The sequence below is a fragment of the Amycolatopsis sp. NPDC043887 genome (genome assembly GCF_056435665.1).
Map to the genome: position 1 here is coordinate 281,073 of NZ_JBWKEB010000011.1, position 10,844 is coordinate 291,916.

Annotated in this window: 8 protein-coding genes; 5 read left to right on the forward strand and 3 right to left on the reverse strand. The window is 68.7% G+C overall.

From position 1 onward, the window contains the following. Window positions 1-75 precede the first annotated feature (75 nt). The gene (locus AC069H_RS28705) at window positions 76-1,731 is read left to right on the forward strand and encodes a DUF885 domain-containing protein (protein ID WP_478234401.1); all 1,656 of its coding nucleotides are present in this window, start codon (window positions 76-78) and stop codon (window positions 1,729-1,731) included. 22 nt (window positions 1,732-1,753) lie between these two features. Here the strand turns inward: AC069H_RS28705 and AC069H_RS28710 are convergent, their stop codons facing one another. Continuing rightward, on the reverse strand, window positions 1,754-4,144 hold the full coding sequence (locus AC069H_RS28710; RefSeq protein WP_478234412.1) for a LamG-like jellyroll fold domain-containing protein: 2,391 nt from the start codon (window positions 4,142-4,144) through the stop codon (window positions 1,754-1,756). 348 nt (window positions 4,145-4,492) lie between these two features. Further along, window positions 4,493-4,897, reverse strand: coding sequence for an HAD domain-containing protein (locus tag AC069H_RS28715; RefSeq protein ID WP_478234402.1), 405 nt, complete (start codon window positions 4,895-4,897; stop codon window positions 4,493-4,495). 74 nt (window positions 4,898-4,971) lie between these two features. Here AC069H_RS28715 and AC069H_RS28720 point away from each other — a divergent pair, with 74 nt between their 5' ends. Next, window positions 4,972-6,552 carry an FAD-binding oxidoreductase gene (locus tag AC069H_RS28720; RefSeq protein ID WP_478234403.1) on the forward strand — a complete coding sequence of 527 codons (1,581 nt, stop codon included), beginning with the start codon at window positions 4,972-4,974 and terminating at the stop codon, window positions 6,550-6,552. On the opposite strand, the gene AC069H_RS28725 is transcribed toward AC069H_RS28720, so the two are convergent. Continuing rightward, on the reverse strand, window positions 6,527-7,450 hold the full coding sequence (locus AC069H_RS28725; RefSeq protein WP_478234404.1) for a LysR family transcriptional regulator: 924 nt from the start codon (window positions 7,448-7,450) through the stop codon (window positions 6,527-6,529). The genes AC069H_RS28720 and AC069H_RS28725 overlap by 26 nt on opposite strands. 120 nt (window positions 7,451-7,570) lie before the next feature. Between AC069H_RS28725 and AC069H_RS28730 the strand changes: the two genes are divergently transcribed. From AC069H_RS28730 to AC069H_RS28740, 3 genes are read left to right on the forward strand one after another with little or no spacing between them, the layout of a single operon-like run. Further along, window positions 7,571-8,953 carry a M20 family metallopeptidase gene (locus AC069H_RS28730; protein ID WP_478234405.1) on the forward strand — a complete coding sequence of 461 codons (1,383 nt, stop codon included), beginning with the start codon at window positions 7,571-7,573 and terminating at the stop codon, window positions 8,951-8,953. Further along, entirely contained in the window at window positions 8,953-9,708 is a 756-nt protein-coding gene (locus AC069H_RS28735) for an MFS transporter (RefSeq protein ID WP_478234406.1), read from the forward strand. Before AC069H_RS28730 ends, AC069H_RS28735 begins: the two co-directional genes overlap by 1 nt. Continuing rightward, a complete protein-coding gene (locus tag AC069H_RS28740) occupies window positions 9,657-10,226 on the forward strand; it encodes an MFS transporter (RefSeq protein ID WP_478234407.1) in 570 nt (189 codons plus the stop codon). The genes AC069H_RS28735 and AC069H_RS28740 overlap by 52 nt, the downstream gene beginning before the upstream one ends. Window positions 10,227-10,844 lie beyond the last annotated feature (618 nt).

The window sequence follows — 10,844 nt, forward strand, 5'->3', positions numbered from 1 at the left end:
CCGACCATGTGGAGCTTGTGGCCTACGCCTCATAACCGCGAGCGGATGCCGCGTGGATTCTGGTAGTCATCGGATATGAGTGAACAGCCGACGGCGGCGGAGCTTGCCGACGAACTCCTCGACGTCCTCGCGACCGAGCTGCCCTTGATGGCGACCTTCGACAACATTCCGGGACACGACCACGAATTGCGGGACGTCTCGGAGGCCGGTGACGACCGGCTCAGGGAGCGCGCCGTCCGCATCGCCGATCACGCCGCCCGGTCCGCGGATCCGGACCGGATCACCCTCGGTGTCGTCACGCATCACGCGGAATCGCTGCTGACCAGGCTCGACTCGCGGAAGACCGAGTTCACCCTCGCCGATCCGATGGCGGCCGAGGGGACCGGGGTGCTGTCCTGGCTTCCTCAGCTCGAGCCGTCGGGGGAGCAGGCGGAAGAGGACTATCTGGCCAGGTTGGCGGCGTTCCCGGGGTTCTTCGCGGCGCTGGCCGACCGCCACCGTGCCGGGATCGCGGCGGGCCGGATCCCGGTGGAACGGGCGGTGCGCGGCGCGATCGACCACGTCGACCGGTTCCTGGCCGCCGAACCCAACCCGCTGCTCGTCCCGGCGCTGACCGGTGACCGCGCGGCGCGACGGCAGCGGCTGTTCATCGAGAAAGCCCGCCCGGCGCTCGTCGCCTATCGCGAAGTGCTCGCTCGCGAGATCGCCGGCCGTGGCCGTTCCGATGATCGGCCGGGCCTCTGCTGGCTGGACGGCGGCAAGGAGAGCTACGCGGGTCTGGTCAAGACGCACACCACCACCGGGATCTCACCGCAGGAACTGCACGACACCGGCCTCGCGCTCGGGAGGGCGCTGGACGAGGAGTACCGGCGGCTCGGTGCGGCCGTGTTCGGCGAGGACGACCCCGTCGCGGTCCGGCGGCGGATGCGCACCGATCCGTCGCTGTGCTGGCGGGACGCGGACGAGATGATCGCGACCGCGACGGAAGCGGTCGCGCGGGCCACGGCCGCCGCGCCCCGCTGGTTCCGCCGCGTGCCGTCGGCCGAATGCGTGGTGCGTGCCGTGCCGGAAGCCGATGGCCCCTCGGCGGCGCAGGCGTACTACATGCCGCCATCGGCCGACGGCACCCGACCCGGCGTCTACTCCACCAACACCTACCGGGTGACTGAACGCTTCCGGTTCATCGCCGAGTCGGTGGCGTTCCACGAAGCCGTTCCAGGACACCATTTCCAGGCTTGCGTGTCCTACGAGCTGGAGGACATGCCCCGGCTGCGCAAGCTCGTCCCGCTCTCGGCGTTCGACGAAGGCTGGGCGCTCTACACCGAGCGGCTCGCCGACGAGATGGGCCTGTACTCCGACGACGTCATGCGGCTGGGCATGGTCGCCGAGGACTCCTTGCGTGCGGCGCGGCTCGTGGTGGACACCGGGCTGCACGCGCTGGGTTGGACCCGGCAGCAATGCGTGGAGTACCTCACTGAACAGTGCGTGCTGAGCGACGTCGAAGTGCAGTCCGAGACCGACCGGTACATCGAATGGCCCGGTCAGGCACTGTCGTACATGACAGGCAGGCTGGAAATCCAGCGGTTGCGCGCCTTCGCCGAGGAGCAGCAGGGCGAGGCCTTCGACATCCGGGATTTCCACGATGTCGTGCTGAGGAACGGGCAGGTGCCGCTGCCCGTGCTCGGTGACATCGTGCGGGAATGGGTGGCCGGCACGCGGCGCCGGGAGTGACCCCGGCGCCGCGTATCCGGGCTCAGTCGCGCTTCGCGAGCGTCGCGACTTCGGCGTCGGTCAGCGGCCGGTCGTAGAGCCGGACGTCGTCCACCGCGCCGCGCAGGAAGTCGACCTGCTGACCGCCGTACTGGCCGCGGCCGATCACCGTGTGCCCGGTGCTCGGTGCGGCGGAGCAGGCGTTCTGCGCGGCGACCTTCTGGCCGTCGACGTAGAGCGACAACGTGCCCGCCTTGGCGTCGCGGACGCCGGTCAGGTGATACCAGCGGCCGACTTCCGGCTTCTCCGGCGAGAGGGCACGGAGGCCGACGAAGCTCATCGCCCACCGCTGATCCTGCCCGGAGTACTGCAGGAAGAACGCGCTGTCGCGGCCGGTGTCCTGGCTGACGACGGTCTGGAACGCGCCGCTCGCCTCATCCAGCTTGGCCCACGCCGAGACCGAGTAGCTGCCTGCCGTGTTCACAAGGTTCGCCCCGGTGTCGGCCTGCCCATTGCCCGCGAAAGCCAGCGCGCCACCCTGGACACCGCCTGCCCACTGCGTGTTGGTCAGGGTGGCGTGCGCGGTGCCGACCGAGTCCTTGGCGCTGGATCCGGTGCCCTCATCGAACTTGTAGGCGTGCACCCCGTCGATCCCCGGAGTGCCGGGGCCCGGGTCGGGAGCGCCGGAGCCGCTGCCGTCGGCGTTGCGGATGATCGCCTGGTTGACCGCCCGCACCTGGGCGAAGTCCATCTTCTTCACTTGCCTGTCGTAGGTGAAGAAGCCGTTGACCTCGTGCTCGACGTCGGTGATCTGCGTGTAGATCGAGCCGCTGATGCCGCAGCTCTGCGCCGACGCGAGCACGTCGCGCTGGTTCTGGACGTAGCGGCTGTTCAGGGTCGCCTGGTCCTTGACCATCTCGTAGGCGTGGCCTTCGCCGAACCACATGTGGTTCTCGACCTCGAGGCCGTAGCCGCCGTGTTCGCCGTCGATCGAGATCCGCTTGCCGTCGGGCATCGGCTTGGCTGGGCCAGGGTAGGCGTGCCAGTCGATGACGTCGCCCTTGCCGGAGTCACCGAGGGAGTCGCAGCAGTTGACGCCGCTGTGCGCGTTGACCAGCCGGGTCGGATCCTGGGCCTTGACGTCGTCGGCGATCTTGCCGGTGGTCTCGCGCGACCACTCGCCCCAGCCCTCGTTGAACGGCACGTAGCCGACGATCGAGGTCCAGTTCTTCTTCTGCTCCACCAGTTCCTTCAGCTCCACCTGGAACTGCCGCTGGGCGTCGGCGGGCGGACGTCCACCGGTGCGCATCGACGGCATGTCCTGCCAGACGAGCAGACCGAGTTTGTCGGCGTGGTGGTACCAGCGGTCGGGTTCGGTCTTGATGTGCTTGCGGACCGTGTTGAAGCCGAGGACCTTGTGCTGTTCGAGGTCGAAGCGCAGCGCCTGGTCGGTCGGCGCGGTGTAGATGCCGTCCGGCCAGTAGCCCTGGTCCAAAGTGGACTGAAGGAAGAGGATCTTGCCGTTGAGGGTGAACCGGAGTTTGCCGTCAGCGCCCTTGGCGGTGCCGAATTCGCGCATGCCGAAGTAGGACGAAACCTTGTCCACGGTGCGGCGGCCGTCCTTCAGTTCGACGTCGAGGTCGTAGAGGAACGGCGAATCCGGCGACCAGAGCTTCGCCTTGGGCACCGGCAGGGAGATCGTCGCCGAACTGGATGCCGCCTTGCTGCGGCTGACCACCTTCCTGCCGTCGCGGACCACGGCCTCGACGGTGAGCCCGGAGTTCCCGCCCGTGTCCACGGTGAGCTTGAGCGTGGAGGACTTGAGGTCGGGGACCATGCCGAGCGTGCCGATGTGCTTCGCCGCGACCGGTTCCATCCAGACCGTCTGCCAGATGCCCGAGGCGCCCTCGTAGAAGATGCCGCGATCGGGGACCAGCCGCTGCTTGCCGACGGGCTGCCATGTCGCGTCGGCGCGGTCTTCGACACCGACGATGATCTCCTGCTCTCCCTGGGGTTTCAGCGCCGAGGTCACGTCCGCGGAGAACGCGCCGTAGCCGCCTTGGTGCGCGGCCACCTCCTTGCCGTTGACGTAGACCTTCGCCTTGTAGTCGACGGCGCCGAAGTTGATCCGCAGCGTGTTGTCCCTGCCGACGTTCCAGTGCCTCGGCACGGTGAACGTCCGCCGGTACCACATGTAGTCCTCGTGCCGCTGGATCCCGGAAAGCGCCGATTCGGTGGGGTAGGGGACCAGGATCTTCTCGGCGAGCTTCTCCCCGAAGGGCGGGATCTCACCGGGCGCGGCGCCGGCGAACTCCCAGACCCCGTTGAGGTTCTGCCAGTTCTCGCGCACCAGTTGCGGCCGGGGGTACTCGGGCAACGCGTTGGTGGGCGACACCTGGTTCGTCCACGGGGTGGTCAGGCGTGGCTTGCCCATCTTCCAGCCGCTCTCCGCGGCCGTCGCGGCCCCCGACGTCAACGCCACCGCGGAGACCACCGCGACCGCGGCCGCCAGTGACTTCCGGAAGCGTCTCGTCTTTCGGGGACGGTGTGGTGACAACGTTGGCAACATCTGCTCGACACCCTTCTCCGGGGGCGGCCGCCTCGGCGGAGGTGCGCCTCCCACTGGACCTGTGCAGGCGTGAAACCACGACCCCGTGGCCGGGGAGAACCGGTGTGAGCCGGGGCCACGGCTGGCCGTCAGGATGTTTTTACATCGTTGATACAACGTTGTAAAGCGTCGAAGGCCTCGAATCGGTCCTGGGTGGTAGAGCTGTCCTGTGTGTCAGGAGCGGCGGGTTTCCCGCAGCCACTCGCCGAGCGCGCGGTAGTCGGCGCCGGTCAGGCCGTGCCGGGGATCGACGCGGTGCAGCAGGGCATGCCCGGCGTGGTGGCCGGACGCCCAGTCGCGATCGATCTCGGAGATCTCGTCGTCGACCCAGACGAACGGGCGGTTCTGGGCATGTTCCAGCAGAGGCCGCGTCTTCCAGTGCAGGCCGATGCGAGCGTCGCCCTCGTCGGTGTCGGATGGCTCGGGCCAGTCCGCCACCGGCAAGCGGGGCAGGCCAAGTCTTGGGGCGAGCGCGTCGTTGGCGTCGTGCAGCCACGTCGTGGCCCAGACGAGTTCTCCGGGGAGTGCCTTCAGTCGTGGTCGAGGTAGATCAGAGGACTTGGTGCCACGACGGCACACGCTATCGGTGTTCGTTGACACGGTAACTGACCGATAAGTAACTTACTGGTCAGTCAGATCGAACGGAGGCGACGATGCCCGAAGAACGGTCTTGGTGGGGTTGGGGCACCCTCGACGGCGAACTGTCCCGAGAGGAGTCCGACGCGCTGGTGGCTCGCACCGCGGGTGTGCTGCCCGGCCACGACTTCACCGACCACGCCCCGCCCGACCCGGCGGAGCTCGGCGTCCCGGCATCGCGGATCCGCCCGCCCGCGGCGCTCGCCGCGTTGTGCGGTGACGCACCGGCCGACCGGTTGTCCCACGCCCGCGGCAAGGCGTTCCGCGACGTCGTCCGCAATCTGCTCGGGCGGGTCGACCATGTCCCGGATCTGGTCGCCCGGCCGCGGACGGAACAGGACGTCGTCGACCTCCTCGACTGGTGTGCCGCTTCCGGTACCCCGCTGATTCCTTACGGCGGCGGCAGTTCCGTGGTCGGTGGGGTCGAACCGCGGTTCGACGGCCCGGCGGTCTCGATGGACCTGGCCGGCCTCGGCGACGTGCTCGAAGTGGACACGGTCAGTCGCGCGGCGCGGATCCAGGCCGGGATCTTCGGACCGGCTCTGGAAGACCGCCTTCGCCCGCTTGGGCTGACCTTGCGGCATTTCCCGCAGTCGTTCGCCCATTCGACGCTCGGCGGCTGGCTCGCGACCCGCGCGGGTGGGCATTTCGCCACTCTCGCTACGCATATCGACGATCTCACCGAAGCTCTGCGCGTCGTCACGCCCGCCGGGATCAGTGAATCGCGACGTCTGCCGGGCTCGGGCGCCGGTCCCTCGCCGGACCGCATGTTCCTCGGCTCCGAGGGCACGCTCGGCGTGATCACCGAAGCCTGGATGCGCCTGCAGGACCGGCCGGTGTGGCAGGTGACCGCGTCGGTCGCCTTCGAACGGCAGGAGGACGCGGTCGCCGCCACCCGCGCGATCGCGCAGTCCGGGCTCTATCCGTCGAACTGCCGGCTCCTCGACCCGGCTGAGGCTCTCATCAACGCGGGCGCGAGTGTGGGCGGTGGTCTCCTGCTGGTCGCGTTCGAATCCGCCGACCACCCGGTCGACACCTGGCTCGACCGCGCGCTCGAAGTGACCGCTGGCCACGGCGGTGTCGTGAAAGCCAGGCGCAGCAAGGATTCCGCCGGCCAGGACAGCGCTTCGACGTGGCGGTCGTCCTTCCTGCGGATGCCCTATCAACGTGACGCGCTCGCCCGCCGGTCGCTGATCGTGGAGACCTTCGAGACCGCGTGCACTTGGGACGGTTTCCCGGAGTTCCACGACGCGATCACCTCGGCGGCGCGCATCGCGATCGACGAGGTGTGCGGCGGCGCCGGTGTCGTCACATGCCGGTTCAGCCACGTCTACCCGGACGGCCCCGCGCCCTACTACGGGATCTACGCCGCCGGGCGCTGGGGGAGCACGGTCGCCCAGTGGGACGAGATCAAGGCCGCGGTTTCCGAGGCGATCGCGGGCCACGGCGGCACGATCACCCATCACCACGCCGTCGGCCGCGATCACCGGCCCTGGTACGACCGGCAGCGTCCCGGCCCCTTCGCCGCCGCCTTCGCCGCCGCCAAAGCCGCGCTCGACCCGGCCGGGATCCTCAATCCCGGTGTGCTGATCGGCTGACCGGCGGGCGGACGAACGAGGTCAGCAGCGCGGTGAACCGCATGGCAGCCAACGACAACGTCCGTCCCGCCATGGTCTGCACCTGGGCTTCGCGTTTGCGGAACACGGCGTTGTCGAGGAGCACGTAGGCGACGCCTTCGGTGGCCGCGTCCTGCTCGATGTCACCCAGACCGCCGACGAGCGCGATCCCGCCACCGCAGCGGACGAACTCGTACTTCGGGCTCAGTTCGTTGCATTCCAGCACCGGATGGGCCGCGAGATTCTCGATCCGGGCGGCGATGTCGAACAGGTCGCGCAGACTCTGGCCCGGCGCCGGGAGCGCGAGCGGATGACGGCACAGTTCGGCGAGTTCGACGGAGTCGCGGCTGGTCAGCGGATGATCGAGCGGGACGATCGCGTACACCGGGACGACGACCGCGCTCTCGACCCGCACCCCGTGCTGAGGCCCGGTCGCGAACGTGACGGCGACGTCGGCCGCGCCTTCGAGTACCCGTCGAGTCGCTTCGTCCCTGGTGACGACGTCGATGTGGAACGTGACGTCGTGCACGCGCCGGAAGGCGGCGATCGCCTGCGGGACCACGCGGCGGGCGAATCCCTCGGAGCAGGCGACCGTCAGGGACCGGGCGTGCAGGCCGCGGCCGGTGCGGAGTTCGTCGACGAGAACGGCCGATTCGGCCTCGCTGCGCCGGACGTGGTCGAGCAGCCGGGTCCCGGCCTCGGTCGGCACCATGCCGCGCGGATGCCGGACGAACAACGGCACCCCGAGACCCGCTTCGAGTTTGGCGATCTGGCGGCTGATCGCGGACGGCGCCACCGTCAGTTCCGCCGCCGCCTCGGACACCGAGCCGGTGCGGGCGACTTCGAGGAAGTACGTCAACGCGATCGGCAGTAGTCGCATCAGATCTCCGCAGGTTTGCCGCAATGAGAACGCGGAGCACGGTAAACGGCAATGGTCCGGATACGCAAACCGACTTACGCTCCTCTGCGACACTCGACGAGCGAATCGGGAGACAACACGGTGTTCCCTGCAGAACTGGTCGCGAAGGCCCACGAGCACGTTGACTCGGGAGCGTTCTTCGCCGAACTCGCCGAGCTCGTCGGGTATCCGACCGTGAGTGATCATCCGAGCGGCCGCGTTGCCATCAAGGCATATCTGGATGAGGTGCTGACCCCGGCACTGACCGCGCTCGGCTGTTCCGTGGCGATCCATCCCAATCCGGATCCCGGCGGCGGCCCGTTCCTGATCGGCACCCGGATCGAGTCGCCACAGCTGCCGACACTCCTGTGCTACGGCCACGCGGATGTCGTCGATGGGCACGTGGGCCGGTGGAGTGACGGCCGGGACCCGTGGACGCTGACCGCCGACGGTGAACGCTGGTACGGCCGAGGTGCGGCGGACAACAAGGGGCAACACCTGATCAACCTGACCGCGCTCAGGCTGCTCCTCGCCGAGACGGGTTCGCTCGGGTTCAACCTCAAGTTCCTGGTCGAGACAGGGGAGGAGATCGGCTCGCAGGGGCTCGACGAGTTCGTCTCGGTGCACCGGGAGGCACTGAGCGCCGACGTCCTCATCGCGTCCGACGGCCCGCGCCTGGACGCGGCGACGCCGACGCTGTTCCTCGGCGCGCGAGGCAGTGTCCGGATCGCCCTCGACATCGACCTCCGCCCCGACGCCTACCACTCGGGGAACTGGGGTGGCGTGCTGCGCAACCCCGCCACCACCCTCGCCGGGGCGATCGCCTGTCTCGTCGACGGGCACGGCCGCGTCCAGGTGCCGGAACTCCTGCCGCCCGAGCTCCCGGACAGCGTCCGCGCGGCGCTCGCCGGACTCGAGATCGGGAACAAACCGGGCGATCCGGCGCTGGACGCGGGTTGGGGCGACACCGGGTTGACCGCGGCGGAGCGGCTGTACGGCTGGAACACCCTCGAAGTCCTCTCGCTCGGCGCCGCGGACATCGACCGGCCGGTCAACGCCATCCCCGGTCGCGCACGAGCGATGCTGCAACTGCGCTACGTCGCGGGAACTGACGTCGACGGAGTGGGCGAGGCGATCAAGAAACACCTTGCCGCCCAAGGGTTTTCCATGGTCGACGTCACCGCCGAGGGCAGTTTCCGCGCCAGCCGCACGCCTGTCGGCGACCCGTGGGTCGGCTGGGCGAAGAGTGTCCTCGACGAGGTTTCCGATCGGCGCGTGGCGATCCTGCCGAGCTTCGGCGGAGGGCTGCCGAACCATGTGTTCACCGACCTCCTCGGCCTCCCGACGCTGTGGCTGCCGCACTCCTATCCCGGATGCCTGCAGCACGCGCCCGACGAACACCTGCTCGCGCCGATCGCCCGCGAGGGAATCGTCCTCGCCGCGGCACTGTTCCACGCGCTCGGACGGCGCGGCGGGGAGGCATGATGAGCGAGCGGACGGTGGCCAGGCAGCGCACGCCGTCGTCCACCCGGCGCGCGATCGCCGCCGCGACCATCGGCAACGCGCTCGAATGGTTCGATCTCGGCGTATACGCGCTGATGGCGGCCTATATCGGCAAGACCTTCTTCCCCGGCGGGAACGCCGCCGTCCAGCTCGTGCAGGCGTACGCGGTCTTCGGCATCACGTTCCTCGTGCGTCCGCTCGGCGGTCTCGTGCTCGGCGCCTACGCCGACCGGTTCGGCCGAAAGAAGGCGCTGGTGCTGACCATCTGGCTGATGGTCGCCGGGACGTTCCTGCTGGCGGTGATGCCGAGCTACGCGACGATCGGTTTCCTCGCGCCGGCCGGCGTGATCGTCGCGCGGCTGATCCAGGGCTTCGCCGCGGGCGGGGAATTCGGGGCGGCCACGTCGTTCCTGATTGAACAGGACGGCCGCCGCAAAGGCTTCCTCGGCAGTTTTCAGTTCGCCAGCCAGGGTTTCGCGACACTGATGTCCGCCGGGTTCGCCGCCGGGCTGACCGCTTCCCTCAGCGCCGACGCGATGACGTCCTGGGGCTGGCGGATCCCGTTCGTCTTCGGGCTGCTCGTCGGCCCGGTCGGCTACTACATCCGGCGCCACGTCGACGAACCCGAAGCCACGAAGGAGAATCAGCCGAAGTCCGCACCGGTCCGGACGCTGTTCCGCTTCCAGTGGGGCGGCCTGCTGATCGCAGGGGAGCGCTGGTCGTCTCGACCTCGCTGAACTTCATCCTTCAGTCACTGCCGACCTTCGCGATCAAGAATCTCGGCCTGGACGACTCGCTTTCGTTCGTCGCCCTGATGATCACCGCCGCCATCCTGACCGTCGTGACACCGATCGTCGGGCTGCTCACCGACCGGCACGGCCGCATCAGGATCATGATCGGTGCCGCGGCGGTGATCGGGGCCGGCGTGGTGCCGCTGTACCTGTGGGTCACCACCTCGCCGTCGTTCCTGACCCTCACGATCACGATGACGATCCTGGGGCTGCTGAAGGCCACCTACTTCGGTGCGCTTCCGTCGGTGATGGCGGACGTGTTCCCGGCGCACACCAGGGCGACGGGACTTTCGTTCGCCTACAACGCCACCGTCGGGATCTTCGGCGGGTTCACGCCGACCATCGCGACCGCGATGATCGCGGCCACCGGATCACCTGTTTCGCCTGGTTACTATCTTTTGGCGACGGCCTCGCTGAGCATTGTCGCGCTGGTCGCGGCGAATCGGCGGCGCGGGATTCGCTGAAGTCCGGGGAAGTCGCGGGGTAGCTCAGTGTCCAGAGCGGACGGCGGATCGACGGCGTGGTGATCCCGGCGGAATTCTTGAGGCGTAAGGTAAAGGTGCAGTGCTCTGCCTGGTGGCGAGCGTGTCGCGTCAGCCAAGCGGTGTTGAGTCCCGCAGTCTTCGATCAGCTTTACGTTGGGGGCGCGGGTCATACGCTGGAGCCTGCGCGCCGGGCAGCCCGCCCGCACGGCTGCCCCGCCCCAGCGGCGTAGCACTGTGGCTTCTCCTGCTTGCCCTGATCGTGCTCGCCGAGGCCGTCAGGTCATCAGGCTGAACTACTGGGCCTTCTGGCTCGTCCTCACTGCTGCCCCGACCTGGATCTGGCAGGGACCCGACGTCAAGCTGATCATCACAAGGAAACGAGTGGCTTTCGCGACATGCCTCGGCACTGGTCGCCGCTGCCTATGTCCTGACAGACATCAGGACCGCTCCGTGCTCCGGGCATGCCGAGGGGCCCGTCGCCGGTGGGGTCGGCGGGCTCCTCGGGCTTCAGCGGCGGGGCTTCTGTAGCGGGTCGAGGTATTGGGGCGGGATGAATTCGGGCCGCCCGTTGGTCATGCGGACTTTCCAGCCGGATTG